Raw genomic sequence first — 19122 nt, 5'->3', positions numbered from 1 at the left:
TCAGCAGCGGGTCAGCCCCTAGCGCTTCTCCACCGCCAGGGCTTTCCTCTGGGCCTCCTCGAGGGCCACCTGGGGCCTCACCCCCTGCTTCAGGCTCCTCTCCAGGGCCTCCTCCAGGAAGCCGTACCAGACCACCAGCTCCGGGTCCTGGCTCCAGGGACGCCCCACCTCCGCTTGGGCGAAGACCGCCTGCCTCTCGGGGTCCTTCAGGAAATCGGCCAGCTCCTTTTCCGCCTCCCGCCTCAGGGGTAGGTACCAGGTGGTGCGCACCCACTCCGCTTGGCGCTTGGGTTCCAGGAAGTGCAGCCAGAAGGCCACCGCCCCCCGGGCCTGTTCTGGGCTTGCCCCCTTGAGCACCGCCAAGGCCGCCCCGGAAAGGGGCACCGCACCCCCTTCCCGCCGGGGCAGGGGGGCCATGCCCACCTGGAAGGGCAAGGAGGTTTGGGCCAGCACCACCGGCAAGGCGGTGGTGGGGCCAAGGCCCATGAAGGCCTTGGTGCGCAGGAAGTCGGCCACGGCGAACTGGGCCTCGGCCAGGTTCCTGGCCTGGGCGTGCCCCTTCTGCACCATGCGGTGGAGCATCTCCAAGGCCTCCACCACCTCCTTGGAGGTGAAGGCGGGAAGCCCATCCTTGACCAGGCTCCCCCCGAGGCTCATCACCAAGGCGTTGAAGCTCCAGATGTCCGTGGAGACGACAAGCCCCTTGCTGGTGCGGCTGGTGAGCTTAGCGGCCGCCTCCTCCACCTCGGCCCAGGTCCTGGGGGGCTTCAAGCCCTTGGCGCGGAAGGCGTCCTTGTTGTAGTAGAGGACGGGCACGGAAAGCCCCAGGGGGAGGCCATAGGCCTGCCCCCGGACCTGGGTGGTGCGCATCATCTCCGGATACACGTCCTTGGGCAGGTTTTGCAGGTAGGGGTTCAGGGCCAAGGCCACTCCTTCCTGGGCCAAGCGGGGCAGGAAGGAGAGCTCCCCGTGGAAAAGCACCGGGGCCCCCCCGAGCGCAAGGCGGCCAGGAGCTTGACCCCGGCTTCCCGGTAGTCCCCCACGTAGCGGGCCTCGAGCCGGTAGGTGCGCTGGGACTCGTTGAAGCTCCTTATGGCCTCCTCCAAGACGCCGTTCCCCGGGGGGCCCGCCGTGTGCCAGAAGGGGATGACCACCTGGGCCTGGGCCAAGGTGGCAAGGATCAGGGAAAGGCCTAGCAACCGCCTCATCCCCTAAAGGTTATCCCGCCTGGGGTGAGAGGGCTGAGAGGGGAAGGGATAGCCCCTTAAGGAAGGGCTCGGCCTGCCGGTAAAGGGCTTTTCGGAGGGCGAGGAAGCGTTCCCGGGCGGAGGAGCCAAGGAAGCCTGGCGGGAGGAGTTCGGGGGGCAGGAGGGGATCTAGGAAGAGGAGCTTGCGCATCTCGTGCACCAGGCGGGTCAGGGCCTGGAAGGCCAGAAGGGGGTCCTCAGGGGTTGGGGGGAGGTGGGCGAGGAGGGTTTGGTAGTGGGCCGAGGCCTCCTCCAGGGGGAAGGCGCGGAGCACCTCCTCCCTCGGCCCCAGGTGCTCGCCCCGGAAGAGGGTGGCGGAAAGCCCGTAAAAGGCGAGGAGCTCCCGGGTGGCGGCGGGGTCCACCCCTGCCCCCAGGTAGACCCCGCTTTGCAGGCTGCCGTAGCCCAAAAGGGCCATCTCCCGCCGGAAGCGCTCCCTTTCCCCCCGTTCCTTGGGGCCCTCCGGAAGGACCAGAAGGAAACGCCCGTCCCAGGGAGGTGGGGCCTCGTAAAGGCGCCTTCGCACCTGGCGCACCTGCCAGAACACCCGGTCGGAGAGGGCGTAGTAGGCCATGCGCCCCCGCCGCTTGGCCACCACCCAGCCCCTTTTGGCGCTCCGGGAAAGGGCCGCCCTCACCGCCGCCTCGGAGAAGCCCAGGACCTCCATCATGGCGATGAGGTCCTGGACCCGGGCTTGCCGTTCCGGGTAGACATACTCCATGAAGAGGGTGAAGATGGTGGATCGGGCCCGCATCAGAAGGCTGGCTCCAAGAGGCGTTCCTTGTATTCCTTAAGGACCCCCTCGAGGAAAACCGCCAGGGGCATGGTTCCCAGGTTCCCCTTGAGCCGCCTGCGCACGCTCACCGTGCCCTCGGCCTTTTCCTTGTCCCCCACCACCAGGATGTAGGTGACCTTCCCCACCTCGGCGTCGCGGATGCGGGCCTGCATGCGCTCCGGGCGCAGGTCCGCCTCGGCCCTGAGGCCCGCCTCCTTGAGCCTAAAGACCACCTCCTTGGCGTAGTCCTCCTGCTTTTCCGAGACCGGCACCACCACGGCCTGCACCGGGGAAAGCCATAGGGGAAAGTCCCCGGCGAAGTGCTCTATGAGGATGCCGATGAAGCGCTCCAAGGAGCCAAAGGGGGCACGGTGGATCATGACGGGGCGGTGTTCCAGGCCATCCGGCCCCACGTAGGTGAGGCCGAAGCGCTCGGGGAGGTTGTAGTCCACCTGGATGGTGCCAAGCTGCCACTCCCGCCCCAGGGCGTCCTTCACCACGAAGTCCAGCTTGGGGCCGTAGAAGGCGGCATCCCCTTCCTCCACGGTGTAGTGGAGGCCGGCTTCCAGGGCCGCCTCCTCAATCTGCCTTTCCGCCAGGGCCCACTTGGCCTCGTCCCCCACGTACTTGTCGCTTTTGGGGTCCCGGGTGCCGATGCGGGCTCTGTAGTCCTTTAGGCCCAGGGTGGAAAGCACCTTCAGCACCAGGTCCAAAACCCCGAGAAACTCCTCCTTCACCTGCTCGGGGGTACAGAAGAGGTGGGCGTCGTCCTGGGTGAAGCCCCGCACCCGGGTTAGGCCCAGAAGCTCCCCCGCCTTCTCGTAGCGGTAGACGGTGCCGAACTCGGCAAGCCTTAGGGGGAGCTCCCGGTAGGAGCGCTTTTTATGGGCGTAGATGCGGATGTGGTGGGGGCAGTTCATGGGCTTGAGGAGGTACTCTTCCTCCCCCTCCGGGAAGCGGATGGGGGGGAACTGGCTTTCCGCATAGTAGGGGTAGTGGCCGCTGGTCTTGTAGAGCTCCAGGCTCCCGATGTGGGGGGTGGTGACCAGCTGGTAGCCCCGCCTTATCTGCTCCTCCCGCATGAAGGCGATGAGCTCCTCCCGGATCACGTTGCCCTTGGGGAGCCAAAGCACCAGCCCCTTGCCCACCATGGGGTCGATCAGGAACAGCTCCAGCTCCCGCCCCAAACGGCGGTGGTCCCGCTTCTTGGCCTCCTCCAGCTGCCAAAGGTATTCCTTCAGCTCCTCGGCGGTGCGGAAGGCCACCCCGTAGACCCGCTGGAGCATGGGGCGCCGTTCATCCCCCCGCCAGTAGGCCCCGGCCACGTGGGTGAGCTTGAAGTGGGGGGGATGCGGCCCGTGGAGGGCACGTGGGGTCCGCGGCAGAGGTCGGTGAAGCCGTAGGCCTCGTCCCCTTGTTGGTAGAAGCTGATCTCCTCGTCCTCGGGCAGGTCCAGGATGAGCTCGGTCTTGTAGGGGTCCTTGCCCTGGTAGCGGGCCAGGGCCACCTCCCGGGGCAACACGTAGCGGCGCAAGGGGAGGTCTTTGGCGATGATGGCCCGCATCTTCTCCTCTATGGCGGGCAGGTCCTCATCGGAGAGGGGTTCTGGGGCGTCGATGTCGTAGTAAAAGCCCTTCTCAATCACCGGCCCCACCCCCAGCTTCACGCTTTCCGGATCGTAGCCCTTTTCGGCAAAGAACTCCTTCACCGCCTGGGCCAGCACGTGGGCCAGGGTGTGGCGGAAGAGGAGCTGGTACTCGGGGTCCTTCTCGGTGAGGATCCGCACCTGGGCCCCTGGGGGAAGGGGTTTTAGGAGGTCATACACCTCCCCGTTCACCAAGGCGCCCACCGCGGCCTTGGCCAGCCCCGGGCCTATGGCCCGGGCCACGTCCCAGGCGGTGGCGCCCTCCTCCACCTCGAGGGCCTTCCCATCCGGCAAGTAGACCACCATGGACCCTACTATACACACCTCGAGGGCCGGGGTGCGGGTTGGGGGCGAGGACGCCTACCCCTCCTGCGGGAGCTTCCTTCCCGCATAAAAGGCCCAGGCGTAGAAGAAGGCCGCCAGGATGAAGAGGCTGGGGAAGCCCAGGCCATCGGCCAGCCACCCTCCCAGCACCGGGGTGAAGGCGAAAACCCCAGCCACGGTGTTGGCCAGCCCGATAAAGGCGCTCCGCTCCCCGGGAGGGGCCAGGTTGAGGAGGTAGGTGGTGGTGGCCAGGCCCAGGGCGGCCAAATAGGCCCCCTGGAGCAGGAAGACCAGCCCGAAGAGGGGCGGGGGGAGGAGGAGGGCCAGAAGGGGAGCCCAAAGGGCCAGGAAGGCCCCCACCTGGAGGACCCCCTTGGAACCCCGTTCCGCCATCCTGGCCCAAAGCAGGTTGGAAAGGGTAAAGGCAAGGGCGTAAAGGGAGAGGTAAAGGCCAAGCTCCTGCCCCTGCCCCAGGGTGCGCACCGCATAGACGGCATAGAAGGGCTCGGCCATCCCCGCCAGGCCCAAAAGCACCCGCACCCGCAGGTAGCGGCGAAAACCCGCGCTCCTTAGGGGCAGGCGGAGGTCCAGGCGCTCCTCCCGGGGGGGTTCCTCGGGTTCCTGGGTAAGGCCGAAAAGGTACCAGCCCGTGCCGAAGGCCAAGGCTCCCAGGGCGAAGAGGAGGGCGTAGGGGAGGGGGAAGGGAAGGGGAAGGGCGAGGATCTCCCGGACTCCAAACCCCGTCAGGAAGGCCAGGAGCCCCCCCACGAGGTTGCGGGCGGAGAAAAGGGCGGCGCGCCTTGCCGGGGGCGTGGTCTTGGCCACCACCTCCCAGAAGGGGAGGCTGCTGACCCCGGTGAAGAGGGCGTTGAGGAGGAGGCCCAGAAGGAAGCCGAGGAAGAGGAGGGGCGGCCAGGCCCCGAGGAAGAAGGCGGAAAGGGCCATGAGGACCACCCCCAGAAGCCTTAGGGCCGCCACCTTCCGGTAAAGCACGATCTTCCGGGGAAAGCGGGCCACGTAGGGGGCCAGGAAGGCCTGGGGGACCATGCCCCCGGCCTGGAGCAAGGCGGGGAGGAGGCCGATCAGGGCCCCGGGCGCCCCCAGCTTGGCGGCGAAGCTGGTGAGGACGATGTTGGGGTGCAAAAAGGTATCCCCAAGCCACACCAGCCAGCCGTTCACCACCGCCAGGCGGTAGTTGCGGTCCCGGAGGTCTAAGATGGTGAGGATGTTGCTCCTTCCTTCCCTTGGGCCCTTCCACATCCTGCATCCACGCTACAACGCCGCCACGGTGTTGGCCCTTTTGGAAAGGGCCCGCGCCCCTGTCCTTTACCTGGCCTCCCACTCGGAGGAGAGCCTAAGGGAAGGGCTTTGGCGGGAGGAGGACCCCCTTCTTTTCCACCTGCTTCCCTGGGCGGAGGAGAAGGGGATACCCGTGGTGGCCTTGGACGAGGAGGCCCATCTCAAGGGGGAGGCGGAGGCCTTCCGAGAGGCCTTGGCCCAGCACCCCATAGGGCGGGCCCATCTGGAGAAGATGCAGGCTTTTGACCGGGAGCTGGTGCAGCTTCTCCAGACTCCCCTCACCCCGGAGGGCCTGGGCTCGGAGGCCTTCTTGGCCCATCTGCGCCGGATCTATGGGGGGTACGTCCAGGCCTTCGGGGAAGGTCCGGCCACGGGATTCCGGGCCCGCCGCATGGCAAGGGTAGCGGAGGCCTTGAGGGGTAGGGAGGGGGCGGTGGTGGCGGAGCTCCTGGACTATGCCCTTCTGGCCGAGGCCTTCCCCCAGGCCCTGCCCCAGGCCCATGAACCCACGGAGGCGGAGCGGCAAAGGGCCCTTTTGGACCGGGCCTGGCAGCTTAAGGAGGAGGACGACTGGGGAGGGCTTCTTGAGGGCCTCTTCCAGATAGGAAGCCCTGAGGCCCTCTACTTGGCGGCCCAGATTTACCTGGCGGCGGGGGAGTGGCAGGAGGCCCTGGCCCTCATGGAGGAGGTGTTCCGCCTGGATTTCCAACACCCCGGCTACCTGCCGGGGTACCTGCTGGCCCGCTTTGGCCAGCTTCTGGACCTGGCCGGGGAAAGGGAACGGGCCCTGAGGGCCTACCGGGGGGTTCTTGCCCTTTCTTGGGCCCCGGAGGAGGCCAGGGCCATCGCCTTGGCCGGGCTGAGGCGCCCTTTCCGGCTTCCTTAGGTATGGGCCCTTGGGTCAGGGAAGGTGCGGCCACCCCCATACCCCTTTGGGGCATTTGTCCCGAGGGCCCGTGTCTAAGATGAAACCATGGAGGTGGAGATCCGCCGTGCCCGCCACGCCGCATACCTCCGCCTGGCCGCGGCCCATGCGGGCCCCCTGGGGCCAGCGCTTTTGGGGCATCCTGAGCTGGCTCCCCTTTACCCCCAGGCCTACGCCACCTGTAGCGGGGCAGAGGGCCTGCCCTGCGCTGGGGTAGGGGGGGAGCCCAGGGTGTGCGTGGTGCGGCGGCTGGAGCATCTGGCCTATAGCGCCCTAAGGGGGGGTAAGCGCAGGCGGGAGCAGGAGAAGGTCATGGTGGAGGGGCTTCTGGTGTGCCTGGACCAGCTGGCCCGGGAGCTACCCCCTGGGTTCGCCCCGGTCCTCGAGGCCACCCGCCAGGTGCTGGAAAAGGACCTCGCCTACCTAAGGCAGGTTTCCCAGGAAGGGGAGCAAAAGGCCACCAAGACCTAAGGGCCGGTGCCCGCAGGTTGTGGATAGGTGAAGAAGGGCGATCCCCAAAGCCTTCCCGGGGCCCCTGTCGTGGCGCAAGCCGCGACGGGATATCCAAACCAGAACCCCTGAGGGGGGGTCCAGGCCTTGGGCCCCTGAGGCTTTCCCGAGACTCCGTGCCCGGGCAGGGGCTAAAGCAGGTGGTGCATCTTGCCCAGGGTCAGCATCAGGGCCACGGTGCTGGCGGCCAGGATGATGAGCATCAGCATGAAGAGGATGAAGCGCAGGTCAAAGGTCTCCCCTTCGGTGGTGAGCACCCGGGGGTTCAGGATCAGGTAGAAGAGCAGGGTCACCAAGGCCGCTCCCAAGGCAAACAGCGCGATGTATGCCATATCCTCCCTCCTGCTACCAGAGGCTGAGAAGCGCCTCCAGGCTTGCCCGTAAGTTTACCAAACCCACCCCGTAGGTGGGAATCCCCAAGGCTGTGCCCACGCTTCCCCAGTAGGGCCCCGGGCTTATGGGTAGGTCCAGGTTAAGGGGAGGGCTTTCCCAGGGGCCGTAGGCCCGCACCTCGCGGTAGAGGAGGCCGGTGGGGGCTTCCACGTGGAGCGTCAGGGGTTCCCCTTCCGCCTCGAGGGGTTGCCAGCGGGGGGCCGTTCCGTCGGGCTCGCCGGCGGTCTCCTTGCCCCCCGGGAAGCCCTGGCCCAGGCCCTCCCCGGGAAAGGCCAAGAGGAGGCGGTCGGGGCGGGCTCTTTCCAGGAGGTGGGCCAAGGGTGCCCGGGTGGGGCCAGAAAGGGGAAGGCCCTCCAGGGTGGGGGAGAGGGGGGAAGGGTCCAGAGCCAGGAGGATACGCCCCCGAAAGGAAAGGCCGTTTAGGGCCTGGAGCACGGGCAAGGCCTCCTGGTAGGGGGCGTGGAGGAGGTAGGTCCTTCCTCCCCGTCCCCCCTCCAGGTAGCAGTACAGGGTGCCGAACTCGTCCAGCCCTGCCCGAAGGTGCTCCGAAAGGACCTCGAGGTCCGCGGAAAGCCGTTCCAACAGGGTCGCTTCCCCTAGGGAACGCCGTAAGGAAGCCATGGCCACATGGTATCCTAAACCCCGTGCGCTACCTGGTCCTCTCCGACATCCACGGCAACTGGCCTGCCCTGCAGGCGGTCCTGGAGGCGGCCCCCCCCTTTGATGGGGTCCTCTTCCTGGGGGATGCGGTGGGCTACTATCCGGATGGGGACCGGGTGCTGGACTGGCTAATGGAGGTGGAGGCCCAGTGCGTCTTAGGCAACCACGACGCCTGGCTTCTGGCCCTGGACCGGTTGCCCAAGAAGGGGGTGGTCCTGGAGATCCTGGCCTGGCAACGGGCGAGGCTATCCCCCAAGCACCTGGATTTCCTCGCCTCCTGGCCCTGGCAGAGGGAGGTGGATGGGGCGCTTCTGGTCCACGGCAGCCCCTGCGATCCCCTGGAGTACCTGGACGGGCTGGAGCTGGCCCGCCAGGCCTTTAACTGCACGGAGCACCGCCTCACCTTCCACGGGCACACCCACCTGGCGGGGGCTTTTTTGGAGCTTTCCGGGCCCCGTCCCTGGGTGCGCCACCAACGCTTCGCCGAGGGGGGGGAGCTCCTCCTGCCCCCCACGGTGCGGGCCCTGGTCAACCCGGGCTCGGTGGGCCAGCCCCGCGACCAGGTTCCGGGGGCGGCCTTTGCCCTGTGGGAGGGGGAGGGGATCGCCTTTTTCCGGGTGGGGTACGACATGGCCAAGGTGGCCCATCGCCTGGCGGAGGAGGGGTTCCCCCAATGGCTCTACACCCGCCTGACCCTGGGGGAATAATCGGCCACGAGGCCATCCTGGAGCTCCTCCCCCGGCTTGGGGCCTCCACCTTGCTCTTCTCGGGGCCGGAAGGGGTGGGAAGGCGCCGGGTGGCCCGCTGGTACGCCTGGGGACTCAACCGGGGGTTTCCTCCCCCCGCCCTGGGGGAGCACCCCGACCTCCTGGAGGTCGGCCCCCAGGAGCGGGGCCTGAAGGGGATGGGGGAGATCCGCCTGGAGGAGGTGGAACCCCTTTTTGCCTGGTTCGCCACCCATCCCCGGGAGCGGGTCAAGGTGGCCGTCCTGGACGCCGCCCATCTCCTCACCGAGGCCGCGGCCAACGCCCTGCTGAAGCTTCTGGAAGAACCCCCCTCCTATGGGCGCATCGTCCTCATCGCCCCAAGCCGCGCCACCCTCCTTCCCACCCTGGCCAGCCGGGCCCTGGAGGTGGCCTTTGCCCCCGTGCCCGAGGAGCGGCTTTACCCCCTGACCCAGGACCCGGAGTTGCTGGCCTACGCCGCTGGGGCTCCAGGCCGGCTCCTAAGGGCCCTGGCCGACCCCGGCGCCTTTCGCGCCCGCATGGAGAAGGCCCGGGAGGTGAGGGGGGCTTCCTCCTGGCGGCGGTTGGCCCTCCTCAAGGAGCTTTTTGCCGATGAGGAAGGGATTTTTGCCCTTTACGCCGCCTTCCGCCACCTCCCCCGGGCGCTTCTGGCCCTGGAGGCCGCCCGGGAGGCCTTGGAGCGGTATGTGAGCCCGGACCTGGTCCTGGCCCGGTTGGCCTTAGACTTGGAAACATGACCGTGGGCGTTCGCCTGCACGCCGATCTGCGCAAGGCCCGCACCCCTGTCCTGCGCTACTTCCGCTTCCAAGGGGAGCCCCCTCCCCTGGAAGCCTATGTGGTGGTGCGCACCAGCCGGGGTCTGGAGGTGGGCAAGGTGCGCACCCCGCCCCGGGGGGAGAAGGAGGCCGGGGAGGTGGTGCGCCTGGCCACCAAGGAGGATCTGGACCTGGCCTCGAGGCTCCGGGCCAAGGCGGAGGAGGCGGCCTTTTACCTGCGGGCCCGCCTGCAGGAAGAGGGGGTGAGTGCCAAGGTGCTGGGGTGCGATTTCACCCTGGATGGCCGGCACCTGGCCGTGCACTACGCCGCGGAGGAGAGGGTCAACCTCCGGCGCTTTGCCCGGGAGCTTTCCGAACGCTTTGGCGCCCGGGTGGAGTTCCTGGCGGAGGGCCCCCGGGAGGAGGCCGCCTACCTGGGAACCCTGGGGGCCTGTGGGATGGAGTCCTGCTGCTCCACCTGGCTTCAGGGTTTTGCCCAGGTGTCCATCAAACTGGCCCGCGACCAGGGGCTTCCCCTGAACCCCGAGAAGATCTCCGGCCCCTGCGGCCGGCTCCTCTGCTGCCTGGCCTATGAGCATCCTGTGTACCAGGAACTCCTTAAGGAGCTCCCCCGCAAGAACGCCCGGGTATGCACCAAGGAGGGGGTCTGCGGCAAGGTGCAGAAGGTGAATCCCCTGAAGGGGACGGTGGAGCTCCTCCTGGAGGAGGGCAAGGCGGTGGAGGTGGCCAAGGAGGAGCTGGCCCCATGAGCCAAGCCCAGGCCTTTGCCCTGTGGGTGCGCCGCATCGCCCTGAACCGCCAGGGCACCGAGGCCCAGGTCTTCCTGCGAACCCCCTTGGGGGAGGGTTTTCTCTACCTGCGCGCGGATGGCTTCGCCCGCTTTGCCCAGGGCCTGGCCAGGGAGGAGGTGGTGGACTTCACCCTGGGCAGGGGGTTTGTGGTCCTTCGCTTCCAAGACGGCAGCACCCTCACCCTTAGCCGCCGCTTTGGGCGGCTGGCCAAGGCCTTTGCTCCCTGAGCCTATTTCTCGTAAGGCCTCCCCACCGCTGCGGGGGGGCGGCTTTTGCCCATGAAGCCCGCCAACACCAAGACGGTGACCAGGTAGGGGAAGGCCTGCACCAAGACCGCGGGCAGGATCTCCGTCCCCTGGAGCTGGATGGCCAGGGCGCTGGCGAAGCCGAAGAGCAGGGTGGAGAAGAGGATGCCCAAGGGGTGCCATTTCCCGAAGATCATGGCGGCCAGGGAGATGAAGCCCATCCCCGCGGACATCCCCCGCACAAACTGGTTGAGGAAGCCGATGGCCAGGTAGGCCCCCGCCAGGCCCGCCAGGATCCCGGAGAGCACCACCCCGATGTAGCGCATGCGGTACACGTCCACCCCCAAGGTGTCCGCGGCCTCGGGGTGCTCGCCCACGGCCCGAAGGCGGAGGCCAAAGGGGGTCTTGAAGAGGACCCACCAAGACAGGGGCACCAGGAGAAAGGCCAGGTAGACCAAAGGGGAAAGGGCAAAGCCCTCAGGCCCCCAAAGGGGCAGGCGGTTCGCCACCTCCTTGGAGTTGGTGGCGTTGCCGTAGAAGTAGGCGAGCACCAGGCTGGGGGCTCCCAGGGCGAGGAGGTTGATGGCGGTGGCGCTGATGATCTGATCCGCCCGGTACTTGATGGAGACCACCGCGTGCACCCAGGCCACCAGCCCCCCCACGGCCATGGCCCCCAAGACCCCCACCCAGGGAAGCCAGGGGTGGGGTCCGGGCCCGAGGAGGTGTTCTCCCCTTTCCACCACCACGGCCGCCGTGAGGGCGCCGAAGAGGATGATGCCCTCGAGGGCGATGTTCACCACCCCGCTCCTTTCGGAGAACATGCCCCCCAAGGCGGTGAGCAGAAGGGGTGTGGTCTGGCGCAGGGTGGAGAAAAAGAGGGCGATCCAAAAGGCGGCATCCAGGTTCATGGGGTTACCTCCCTTTCCTCTCGCGTTCTTCCCTAAGCTCCACCTCCGCCGCCCTCAGGGGATCGGTGAAGTAGCGGGGCAGGAAGCCCCCTGCGGCGATGAAGAGCACGATCAGGGCCTGCAACACCGCCACCAGTTCCCGGCTGATGCCCAGCTGGAGGTTCACCTGCAAGCCCCCCGTGAGGAGGATGCCGAAGAGCCAGGCGGCCAGGCCCACCCCCACGGGGGTGTTCTGCCCCATGAGGGCCACGGCGATGCCGTCAAAGCCCACGGAGTAGGGCAGCGCCTGCTTCAGGCGGTACTCGTCGATCCCTCCGCCCAGCACGTAATGGGTGGCGGCCAGGCCCGCCAAGGCCCCCGCCAGGAACATGATGAGCACCATCTTCCGCCCCGAGGCCACCCCCCCGTACTCCGCGGCCTTGGGCGCGAGGCCCATGGCCCTAAGCTCGTACCCCCCCACGGTCCGGAAGACGTAGAAGTGGAAGAAGAGAAGGGCCATAAGGGCCAGAAGGAAGGCCCCGTTGAGCCGCACCGAGGTCAGGTCGGGTCCGAAGCTTACCTCCGGTCCTGGAAGGAGGCCGCCCACCACGTACCCCACCCCCCCTGCCACGAGGCCCATGAGCACCCGGTGTCCCAGGCTCTTCCGGAGGAGAAGGTAGCCCAGGAGGCCCAAAAGGAGGGCCAAGGGGAGGGCGAAGGAGAGCTCCCCCCCCGGGGCCACCAGCTCGGTCCAGTGGGGGATGCGGGCCTCAGGGCGGATCTCGTGGCTCCGGGCCTCGTAGCCCGGGTATTTGAAGGGCAGGTACAGGGTGCGCCCAAAGAACTTGTACTCGTTGGAGGAGATGAGGAAGAGGAAGAGGCTTGCGGCGATGTAGTTCAGCATGATGGTGTTGATCACCTCGTGGGCCCCGAACCGGGCTTTGAGCCACCCGGGCAGCGCGCCCCAAAGCCCCCCGGCCAAGGCGGCGGCCAGGATGGCCAGGGGAAGCACCAGCCACCTTGGGCCCGGCAGGTACACCCCCACCAGCATGGCGGCGATGGCCCCCAGGATCAGCTGGCCCGGGGCCCCGATGTTGAAAAGCCCCCCGCGGAAGCCCAGGGCCACGGCCAGCCCGGTGAAGATCAAGGGGGTGGCCAGGAGGAGGCTTTGCAGGAAACCCGAGGGGTTGACCAGGGGGCTATAGAGGAGCTGGTAGGTGTAGGTGATGAGGTCCAGCTTCAGCATCAGGGCCTCCCTCAGGCCCTGGGCCTCCCCTGGGGCCCTTTTCATCACCGCCACGATGACCCCGCCCAGCAAGGAGGCCAGAAGAAGGGAGAAGAGGGGCACCACCACCCCGCGGCGCCGCACCAAAAAGGCAAGCCCCCCTGGGGAGAAAAGCCGGGCCAGCAGGAGGAGGTAAAGGCTAAAGGCCAAGGTGGCGTAGCTCCCAAGCCCCAGGCTGTAGCGCCTGAGGAGGGGCCGCTCTGCGCCGGCGTTCACCTGGGCCACGCTGGCTTGGAAGAGGAGGAGGGTGAGGAGGAAAAGCCCTAGGCCAAAAGCCCCCATCAGGTAGAGCTTCCGGGCGGGCTTAGGGGTCCAGGCCAGGACCAGGGTAAGGGCCAGCCAGGCCAGGGAGGGGTAGAAGGTCCAAAGGAGCCAGCCGTCCCGGTAACCGGGGGGCAGGGTGCCTTGGGGCAGGTGGTGGCCGAAGGGGTTGAGCAGCACGCCTTCGCCACCAAAGAGGCGGTGGGGTACCGCCCAGGGTGCCAGGTACCAGAGGAGGAGGAGAACCCCTCCCCCCAAGGCCACCAGGACCCCTAGGCGCCTCGCGTCCGTCAACACGCCCAAGATTGTACCCTAGCCCCGTGGGGCTGAAGGCCCGGAAGGTGTTAGACTCCTCCCGTGGCGGTTCCGCCGGAGGAAAAGGCCAAGCGGGTGCGGCGGATGTTTTCGGAGATCGCCCCGCGCTACGACCTTTTGAACCGGCTCCTTTCCTTCGGGACCGATCTTCGCTGGCGCAGGCGGGCGGTGGCCCTCGCCCTTGAGAAAAACCCCGGGCGCATCCTGGACCTGGCCACGGGCACCGGCGACCTGGCCCTGATGCTTAAGCGGAGGGCCCCCCATGCCCGGGTGGTGGGGGCGGACTTTGCCCCGCCCATGCTGGGGATCGCCCGCAAGAAGGCGCGGGCCCTGGGGCTGGCGGTGGAGTTTGTGGAGGCGGACGCCCTGGCCCTTCCCTTCCCTGGAGGGAGTTTTGATGCGGTTACCATCGCCTTCGGTTTCCGCAACTTCGCCGATTACCGTAAGGCCCTCCTGGAGCTGCGCCGGGTCCTGGCCCCTGGGGGGCGGCTCGTCCTTTTGGAGTTTCCTCCCCCTCCCCAAGGACTTTTTGGCCGGGTCTTCCGCCTCTATTTCCGGAGGGTCCTCCCCTTCCTGGGAGGCCTGGTCTCGGGGAACTTTGGGGCCTACCGCTACCTGCCGGAGAGCGTGGAGGCCTTTCCCCCACCGGAGGCCCTAAAGGCCCTGATGGAGGAGGTGGGCTTCAGGGTGCGCTACGAGCTCCTTACCTTCGGGGTGGCGGCCATTCACGTGGGGGACCTCGAGGCCTGATCCGCCCCAGGGGGCTACCCTGCCGCCCCCTTCAGCTCCTCCTCCGTGGGGATGCGCCCCGCCTTCAGGTTTTCCACCAGGTACCGGGCCATGCGCCCCAGGGCGTCCCTTACCCGGCGCCATTCCTCCAGGGGTTTCCCGGAGGGGTCGGGAAAGGCGACATGGCGCTTTGCCGTCTGGGCGGGGTAGGCGGGGCAGGCTTCCTGGGCGGCGTCGCACACGGTGAGGACCAGGTGGAAGTTCCAAGGATCGGGCACCTCAAGAAGGGTCTTGGAGAAGTGGCCCTTTAGGTGGATCCCCACCTCGGCCATCACCGCCTTGGCCTCTTCCTTGACCCAGGTCTTCTGGGTGCCGGCGGAGTGGACCTCCAGGTCCACCCCCATCTCCTGGGCCAGGTGCCGGAGCCAGGCCTCCGCCATCTGGCTGCGGGCGGAGTTGTGGGTGCAAAGGACCAGGAGGCGCATCCTCCTTAGCCTAGGCCTTCCCGGTCAGGAAAAGGTCAGGCATGCCCCCCTGCCCCTGGCCCGGGCGGCCTCAGAGCCTCCTTTCCAGCTCCGCCACCTTCTCGGCCAGGACCCCAAGGGCCCTCTGCCAAAAGCCTGGGCTTTCCAGGTCAAAGCCGTAGCGGGCCGCCAGCTCCTTGGCCCGGTACATGCCCGAGGAGGCCAGAAGCTCCTCGTACCGTTCGGCGAAGCCCGGGTCCTCCTTGGCCTCTTGGTACACGGCCAAGCCGAAGAGCAGGCCAAAGGTGTAGGGGTAGTTGTAGAAGTCGGAGCCGTAGTAGTGCCCCTTCACCGCCCACATGTAGGGGTGATGGGTGGCGAGGACCTCCCCGTAGGCCTCCTTCTGGGCCTTCAGCATGAGCTCCTTGAACTCCCTGGGGGAAAGCTCCCGGGCCTTCCTCCCTTCAAAGACCCAGGACTCAAAGAGGTAACGGCTGTAGATGTCCACCACCACCTGGGCCGCCCCTTGCAGGTAGGCGTCCAGGATCAAAAGCCCCTCCTCCGGGGAGGCTTCCCTCAGGGCCGCCTCCACCACCAGGGTTTCGTTCATGATGCTGGCGGTTTCCGCCAGGGTCATGGGCACCTCCCGCAGGCTGGCGGGCACCCGGGCCAGGGCGAAGTTGTGGTAAGCGTGGCCCAGCTCGTGGGCCAGGGTGGAGACCGACTCAAAGCTTTCCTCGTAGTTGGCCAGGATGAGGCTTTTGCCCCCACCCCTCCCCATGCAGTAGGCCCCGCCCACCTTGTTCTTTCGGGGCAGGAGGTCCATCCAGCGCTCCTTAAAGGCTTCCTCCGCCACCTGGGCGGCGCCCGGGACCAGGGTGGCCAGTTTTTCCCGGAGGAAGTCCCGGGCCTCCTCGAGGGTCCAGCGCCGGCCCTTCCCTATGGGGGCAAAGAGGTCCCACCAGTCCAGGCGCTCCTTGCCCAGGGCCTTGGCCTTGAGGAGGTAGTAGCGGTGGAAAAGGGGGAGGCTTTCCCTCACCGCCTCCAGGAGGGCCAGAAGGGCCTTCTTGGTGATGCGGTTTCGGTGCAGGCTGGGCTCGAGGTCGTCCCGGTACCCCCGCCTCCTGTGGAGCACAGAGGCTTCCCCCTTGACCCCGTTGAGGGCGTAGGCCAGGGGTACCTCGTGGCTCTCCCAGGCCCTAAGCTCCGCTTGGTAGGCCTTTTTGCGCACCTCCTCCTCGGGGTGGAAGTAGAGGTTGCGCACCTTGGTGATGGGCAACTCCTCCCCCTCCACCACCGCCGTGATCTGGCTGGTGAGGTTCTCGTGGAGCTTGGCCCAGGACTGGCGCCCGGAAAGGGAGAGCTCCGCCGCCAGGACCTCCTCCCCCTCGGGCATCATGTGCAGGGCCTCCTCCTTGGCCTCCTCCACCAGGATCCGGTAAGGGCCGGCCTCTTCCGGGTCCTGGAGGGCCAGGTAGCGGGTGAGCCTTGGCCGTATGCGGGCGAAATCCAAAAAGAGCACCTCCAGCTCCGAGAGCTTGGCCAGGGCGGCCTCGTCGGTGGTGTCCGCGGTGAAGCGGGCATAGAGGTAGGCCCATAGGGGGGTGGAGGCCTCCGAAAGGGCGTCCAAGGAGGCCAGGACCTCCTCGAGGGGGGCTTGTTGGCCCACCGCCTCCTTCAGCTGGCCGATCCGCCTCCGCACCTCCTCCCAAGCGGCTTGGAACTCGGGGCTTTCCAGGCTGGGGAAAAGGGGGGTTAGGTCCCACGTGGTTTCCATGGCCCCACTATACCTGACCCGCGGGTCAGCCCTTATACTCTCCCTTCGTGGAGGGTTTTCCCGTATCCGTACCCATACAGGTGCGCTTCCGCGACCTGGATGCCCTGGGGCATGTGAACAACGCCGTCTACCTCACCTACTTGGAGGTGGCCCGCACCGCCTACTTCCAGAGGCTGGAGAGGGACTGGTTGGAAAAGGGGCACTTCATCCTGGCCCGGGCGGAGGTGGATTTCCTGCGACCCATATTCCTGGAGGATCCCGTGGAGGTGGGGGTACGGGTGGTGCGCCTTGGGCGAAGCAGCTTTGACATGGAGTACCTCCTTCGGGCAGGGGGGGAGGAGGCCGCCCGGGGCAAGACGGTCCAGGTCTGGCTGGAAGGGGGGAGGCCCGCCCCTTTGCCCCCGGCCATCCGGAAGCGCATAGAGGCCTTGGAAGGCCGCGCCTTTTAGGTACCCCGCCCTGGCTTGCCCCGGCCAGGGACCCCAGAGGGGTCTTGGGGATGCCCTTTGCTTAGCCCCTCAGCACCACCACCGTGACCCCGTGCCCGCCCTCGTGGGGAGGGGCGTCGGCGAAGGTTTCCACCCGCCTATCCCGCCTTAAGGCCTCGCGGATGGCCTGCCTAAGGGCCCCGGTGCCCTTGCCGTGGAGGAGGCGCAGGGTGGTGAGGCCCAGGGAGCGGGCCTCCCCCAGGGCGGCGTCCACCTCCAAGAGGGCCTCCTCCACGGTAAGCCCCCTGAGGTCCACCTCCTTCACCTCCCTTCGCGGCTTTAGGCCGATGGCCTTGGGGGTTTCCTGGGCCTTGAGGGGGGTGAGCTCCTTGGCCTTCACCGTCATCTTCACCGGGCCCACCTGGACCAAGGCCTCCTCTCCCCTCAGCTCCAGAAGCCTTCCCTGGCGCTTCAGGGAGGCGATCTCCACCATCTGCCCCGCCTCGAGGCCCCTGGGCACCTCCAAGGCCTCCTTGGGGGCGGTCCTGGCGTACCGCTCCCTCAGGGCCAAAAGCTCCCGCAGGGCATCCCTTTTCCCCTGGGTTTTGGCCTTTTCCTTGAGGGCTTTGAGCTCGGCCTCCACCTTGAGGAGCCTCTGGCGGACCTCCTCCTCCAGGGCCTTAAGCCGTTGCGAGCGCTCCTCCTCAAAATGGGCCTCCCGCTCCTCCAGGCGTTTCCTCAAGGCCTCCACCTGGGCCATTTGGGAAAGGAGCCGGCTTCTTTCCTCCTCCAGGCGCAACCTTTCCCCTTCCAGCTCCTCCAGGAGGGCCTCCAGCCGCCCCCCTTGGGGCAGGAGGCCTTCCGCCCGCTTCAGCACCGCCTCGGGCAGGGAAAGCCTCCTGGCGATGGCCAGGGCGTAGCTCCGCCCAGGCACCCCCAGGACCAGCTCGTAGGTGGGGCGCAAAGCCTCCAGGTCAAAGCGCATGGAGGCGTTTTGGATGCCCTGGCGCCCCTGGGCGAAGGCCTTCAGGGGGGAGAGGTGGGTGGTGACCAGGCCCTTAACCCCTTTTTCCAGGAGGGCCTCGAGGATGGCCTGGGAAAGGGCCGCCCCCTCCTCGGGATCGGTGCCGCTTCCCAGCTCGTCGATGAGGACCAGGCTCTTTGCCGTGGCCTTTTCCAGCATCTCCTTAAGCCTTTGCAGGTGCCCGGCGAAGGTGGAGAGGTTTTCCTGAAGGGATTGCTCGTCGCCGATGTCGGCGAAGACCCTGTCGGGCCAGGCCAAGGTGGCCTTCTTGGCCGCCACAAAAAGCCCCGACTGGGCCATGAGCACCGCCAGGCCCAGGGTTTTGAGGAGGGCGGTCTTTCCCCCCATGTTGGGGCCGGAGATGAGGATGAGGCGCTTGGCCTCGTCCAAGGCCAGGGAGTTGGGGACGGGGTTGGGGATGAGGGGGTGGAAGGCCTGGAAAAGCTCGTAGCCCTCCCCGAAGCGGGGCCGGGTGAGGTGAAAATCCCGGGCCAAAGCCGCCTGGGCCTGGATCAGGTCCAAAAGGCCCAGGGTCTTGAGGGTGCTGGGAAGCCCGGGGTCTTGGGCCAGGGTCTCCGAGAGTTCCCTCAGGATGCGGTTTACCTCCTCCTCCTCCTGGAGGCGGAGGGCCTGGAGGCGGTTGTTGAGCTTCACCACGGAGAGGGGCTCTATGAAGAGGGTGGCCCCGGACCCGGATTCGTCCAGGAGGATGCCGGGAACCCTTTGGGCCATTCCCGCGCGCACGGGGATGCAGTAGCGCTCGCGGCGCACGGTGACGAACCGGTCCTGGACCGCCTCGGGGTGGCGGTCCAAGAGGGCGTACAGCCGCTCCAGGATTTGTTGCCGCAAGGGGTTTAGCTCCCGGCGGATGGCCAAAAGCCGAGGGCTCGCCTCGTCCCGCACGGTCCCCTCCTCGTCCAGGGCCCTCCTGACCTTGGCGAGGAAGGCCCCGTGGTCTCCGATGCCCGCCGCCACCTGGCTTAGGAGGTTTTGCAGGGGAAGGAGCTCCTCCTTGAGGGCCATGGCCGCCTCGAGGGCCTGGGCCGCCTTGAGGAGTTCCCCCCCCGGGAGCCGGGAACCCGCCTGGGCCTTGCGGTAGGCCTCCCGTAGGGCCCCCGCCTCGGGGAGGCTGTAGGGGTAGGCCAGGGCCTCCTGGGTGAGGGCAAGCCTCCTTTCCGCCTCCTCCTGGGGCAGAGGGGCTAAGGCCAGGGCCAGCTCCGCCCCCAGAGGGGTCTTGGCCCTTTCCGCTAGGAGGGCGCGGACCTTGGGGAACTCCAGGACCTCGAGGACATCCCGCACAAAACCCCAGTATAGCCCCTGGGCCCTAGCGCTTCAGGAGGCGGAGCCAAAGGGCCAGGGCCAGTTGTCCCCCAGGGCCTGCCATCCTCTTCAGGAGTGGCCCCGCCCGCCCGAGCCGCCCCCAGGGCAGGAGGGCCACAAGGCCCAGGAGGATTTGCCGGCGTAACTCGGGGGGGAGGCTTTGCCAAAGGGCCTTGGCTTCCCGGAGCCAAGCGAGGACCCGTTTGCGGAGGCCAGGGTCCATCAGAAGGGATCTCCCGGCCTGAGGGGGGTGCGCCGGTGGGGTGTTTCGGCAAAGAGGGTGCCCCCCTCGGGGA

General features: G+C 67.5%; 18 protein-coding genes and 2 pseudogenes. 8 read left to right on the top strand and 12 right to left on the bottom strand.

Features of this window, described 5'->3' with window-relative positions:
• Nucleotides 1-18: 18 nt before the first annotated feature.
• The 4 genes and pseudogenes from BS74_RS10400 to BS74_RS10385 all read right to left on the bottom strand — a co-directional run bounded on the left by BS74_RS10400 (nucleotide 19) and on the right by BS74_RS10385 (nucleotide 5251).
• Nucleotides 19-1208: pseudogene (locus BS74_RS10400) on the bottom strand (ABC transporter substrate-binding protein).
• Between the two features lie 10 nt (nucleotides 1209-1218).
• Nucleotides 1219-2001: a PaaX family transcriptional regulator gene (locus BS74_RS10395; RefSeq protein ID WP_038058477.1), complete on the bottom strand. Its 783-nt coding sequence runs from the start codon at nucleotides 1999-2001 to the stop codon at nucleotides 1219-1221.
• Nucleotides 2001-3973: pseudogene (gene thrS / locus BS74_RS10390) on the bottom strand (threonine--tRNA ligase). Before thrS ends, BS74_RS10395 begins: the two are co-directional and overlap by 1 nt.
• Before the next feature lie 54 nt (nucleotides 3974-4027).
• Nucleotides 4028-5251, bottom strand: coding sequence for an MFS transporter (locus BS74_RS10385; protein WP_038058473.1), 1224 nt, complete (start codon nucleotides 5249-5251; stop codon nucleotides 4028-4030).
• Between BS74_RS10385 and BS74_RS10380 the strand changes: the two genes are divergently transcribed.
• Together BS74_RS10380 and BS74_RS10375 are read left to right on the top strand one after the other, a co-directional pair.
• The gene (locus BS74_RS10380) at nucleotides 5208-6176 is read left to right on the top strand and encodes a tetratricopeptide repeat protein (RefSeq protein ID WP_185747728.1); all 969 of its coding nucleotides are present in this window, start codon (nucleotides 5208-5210) and stop codon (nucleotides 6174-6176) included. The two genes, BS74_RS10385 and BS74_RS10380, sit on opposite strands and share 44 nt — an antisense overlap.
• Nucleotides 6177-6263: 87 nt before the next feature.
• Nucleotides 6264-6686, top strand: coding sequence for a hypothetical protein (locus BS74_RS10375; RefSeq protein ID WP_038058472.1), 423 nt, complete (start codon nucleotides 6264-6266; stop codon nucleotides 6684-6686).
• Between the two features lie 170 nt (nucleotides 6687-6856).
• Here the strand turns inward: BS74_RS10375 and BS74_RS10370 are convergent, their stop codons facing one another.
• Nucleotides 6857-7057 carry a hypothetical protein gene (locus BS74_RS10370; protein ID WP_038058471.1) on the bottom strand — a complete coding sequence of 67 codons (201 nt, stop codon included), beginning with the start codon at nucleotides 7055-7057 and terminating at the stop codon, nucleotides 6857-6859.
• A gap of 13 nt (nucleotides 7058-7070) precedes the next feature.
• A complete protein-coding gene (locus BS74_RS10365) occupies nucleotides 7071-7739 on the bottom strand; it encodes a hypothetical protein (protein WP_038059184.1) in 669 nt (222 codons plus the stop codon).
• A 23-nt stretch (nucleotides 7740-7762) separates the two neighbouring features.
• Between BS74_RS10365 and BS74_RS10360 the strand changes: the two genes are divergently transcribed.
• From BS74_RS10360 to BS74_RS10345, 4 genes are read left to right on the top strand one after another with little or no spacing between them, the layout of a single operon-like run.
• Nucleotides 7763-8485, top strand: a complete 723-nt coding sequence (locus BS74_RS10360; RefSeq protein WP_038058470.1) for a metallophosphoesterase family protein — start codon at nucleotides 7763-7765, stop codon at nucleotides 8483-8485.
• A complete protein-coding gene (locus tag BS74_RS10355) occupies nucleotides 8452-9261 on the top strand; it encodes a DNA polymerase III subunit delta' (RefSeq protein ID WP_038058469.1) in 810 nt (269 codons plus the stop codon). Before BS74_RS10360 ends, BS74_RS10355 begins: the two co-directional genes overlap by 34 nt.
• A complete protein-coding gene (locus tag BS74_RS10350; protein ID WP_038058468.1) occupies nucleotides 9258-10049 on the top strand; it encodes a PSP1 domain-containing protein in 792 nt (263 codons plus the stop codon). The genes BS74_RS10355 and BS74_RS10350 overlap by 4 nt, the downstream gene beginning before the upstream one ends.
• Nucleotides 10046-10318: a hypothetical protein gene (locus BS74_RS10345; protein ID WP_038058467.1), complete on the top strand. Its 273-nt coding sequence runs from the start codon at nucleotides 10046-10048 to the stop codon at nucleotides 10316-10318. The genes BS74_RS10350 and BS74_RS10345 overlap by 4 nt, the downstream gene beginning before the upstream one ends.
• A gap of 2 nt (nucleotides 10319-10320) precedes the next feature.
• Here BS74_RS10345 and BS74_RS10340 read toward each other — a convergent pair whose 3' ends face one another.
• Nucleotides 10321-11244: an ABC transporter permease gene (locus tag BS74_RS10340; protein ID WP_038058466.1), complete on the bottom strand. Its 924-nt coding sequence runs from the start codon at nucleotides 11242-11244 to the stop codon at nucleotides 10321-10323.
• 4 nt (nucleotides 11245-11248) lie between these two features.
• A complete protein-coding gene (locus BS74_RS10335; protein ID WP_038058465.1) occupies nucleotides 11249-13066 on the bottom strand; it encodes an ABC transporter permease in 1818 nt (605 codons plus the stop codon).
• 60 nt (nucleotides 13067-13126) lie between these two features.
• Here BS74_RS10335 and ubiE point away from each other — a divergent pair, with 60 nt between their 5' ends.
• Nucleotides 13127-13834 carry a bifunctional demethylmenaquinone methyltransferase/2-methoxy-6-polyprenyl-1,4-benzoquinol methylase UbiE gene (gene ubiE / locus BS74_RS10330; protein ID WP_038058464.1) on the top strand — a complete coding sequence of 236 codons (708 nt, stop codon included), beginning with the start codon at nucleotides 13127-13129 and terminating at the stop codon, nucleotides 13832-13834.
• A 14-nt stretch (nucleotides 13835-13848) separates the two neighbouring features.
• On the opposite strand, the gene BS74_RS10325 is transcribed toward ubiE, so the two are convergent.
• Complete coding sequence (locus BS74_RS10325; protein WP_038058463.1) at nucleotides 13849-14298, bottom strand: arsenate reductase ArsC; 450 nt, start codon at nucleotides 14296-14298, stop codon at nucleotides 13849-13851.
• 70 nt (nucleotides 14299-14368) lie between these two features.
• Nucleotides 14369-16054, bottom strand: a complete 1686-nt coding sequence (locus BS74_RS10320; RefSeq protein ID WP_038058462.1) for a M3 family oligoendopeptidase — start codon at nucleotides 16052-16054, stop codon at nucleotides 14369-14371.
• Nucleotides 16055-16101: 47 nt separating this feature from the next.
• On the opposite strand from BS74_RS10320, the gene BS74_RS10315 reads away from it, so the two are divergent.
• On the top strand, nucleotides 16102-16503 hold the full coding sequence (locus BS74_RS10315; RefSeq protein ID WP_038058461.1) for an acyl-CoA thioesterase: 402 nt from the start codon (nucleotides 16102-16104) through the stop codon (nucleotides 16501-16503).
• A gap of 61 nt (nucleotides 16504-16564) precedes the next feature.
• Here the strand turns inward: BS74_RS10315 and BS74_RS10310 are convergent, their stop codons facing one another.
• Both BS74_RS10310 and BS74_RS10305 read right to left on the bottom strand, forming a co-directional pair.
• A complete protein-coding gene (locus BS74_RS10310) occupies nucleotides 16565-18805 on the bottom strand; it encodes an endonuclease MutS2 (RefSeq protein WP_038058460.1) in 2241 nt (746 codons plus the stop codon).
• A 25-nt stretch (nucleotides 18806-18830) separates the two neighbouring features.
• On the bottom strand, nucleotides 18831-19049 hold the full coding sequence (locus BS74_RS10305; protein ID WP_051946896.1) for a hypothetical protein: 219 nt from the start codon (nucleotides 19047-19049) through the stop codon (nucleotides 18831-18833).
• Between the last annotated feature and the right edge of the window lie 73 nt (nucleotides 19050-19122).

The organism is Thermus amyloliquefaciens, from assembly GCF_000744885.1.
In the GTDB taxonomy this organism is placed as follows: domain Bacteria; phylum Deinococcota; class Deinococci; order Deinococcales; family Thermaceae; genus Thermus; species Thermus amyloliquefaciens.
Note: the sequence above shows the minus strand (reverse complement) of the source record. Positions and strands in the feature narration are given on the sequence as shown.

What these genes read in the sequence shown, in the direction of transcription:
- BS74_RS10325 (WP_038058463.1), bottom strand. Translation starts at nt 14,298, where the DNA reads ATGCGCCTCCTGGTCCTTTGCACCCACAACTCCGCCCGCAGCCAGATG.
- BS74_RS10305 (WP_051946896.1), bottom strand. Translation starts at nt 19,049, where the DNA reads ATGGACCCTGGCCTCCGCAAACGGGTCCTCGCTTGGCTCCGGGAAGCC.
- BS74_RS10375 (WP_038058472.1), top strand. Translation starts at nt 6,264, where the DNA reads ATGGAGGTGGAGATCCGCCGTGCCCGCCACGCCGCATACCTCCGCCTG.
- BS74_RS10345 (WP_038058467.1), top strand. Translation starts at nt 10,046, where the DNA reads ATGAGCCAAGCCCAGGCCTTTGCCCTGTGGGTGCGCCGCATCGCCCTG.
- BS74_RS10355 (WP_038058469.1), top strand. Translation starts at nt 8,452, where the DNA reads ATGGCTCTACACCCGCCTGACCCTGGGGGAATAATCGGCCACGAGGCC.
- BS74_RS10380 (WP_185747728.1), top strand. Translation starts at nt 5,208, where the DNA reads ATGGTGAGGATGTTGCTCCTTCCTTCCCTTGGGCCCTTCCACATCCTG.
- BS74_RS10370 (WP_038058471.1), bottom strand. Translation starts at nt 7,057, where the DNA reads ATGGCATACATCGCGCTGTTTGCCTTGGGAGCGGCCTTGGTGACCCTG.
- BS74_RS10365 (WP_038059184.1), bottom strand. Translation starts at nt 7,739, where the DNA reads ATGGCTTCCTTACGGCGTTCCCTAGGGGAAGCGACCCTGTTGGAACGG.
- BS74_RS10395 (WP_038058477.1), bottom strand. Translation starts at nt 2,001, where the DNA reads ATGCGGGCCCGATCCACCATCTTCACCCTCTTCATGGAGTATGTCTAC.
- BS74_RS10320 (WP_038058462.1), bottom strand. Translation starts at nt 16,054, where the DNA reads ATGGAAACCACGTGGGACCTAACCCCCCTTTTCCCCAGCCTGGAAAGC.
- BS74_RS10340 (WP_038058466.1), bottom strand. Translation starts at nt 11,244, where the DNA reads ATGAACCTGGATGCCGCCTTTTGGATCGCCCTCTTTTTCTCCACCCTG.
- BS74_RS10385 (WP_038058473.1), bottom strand. Translation starts at nt 5,251, where the DNA reads ATGTGGAAGGGCCCAAGGGAAGGAAGGAGCAACATCCTCACCATCTTA.
- BS74_RS10350 (WP_038058468.1), top strand. Translation starts at nt 9,258, where the DNA reads ATGACCGTGGGCGTTCGCCTGCACGCCGATCTGCGCAAGGCCCGCACC.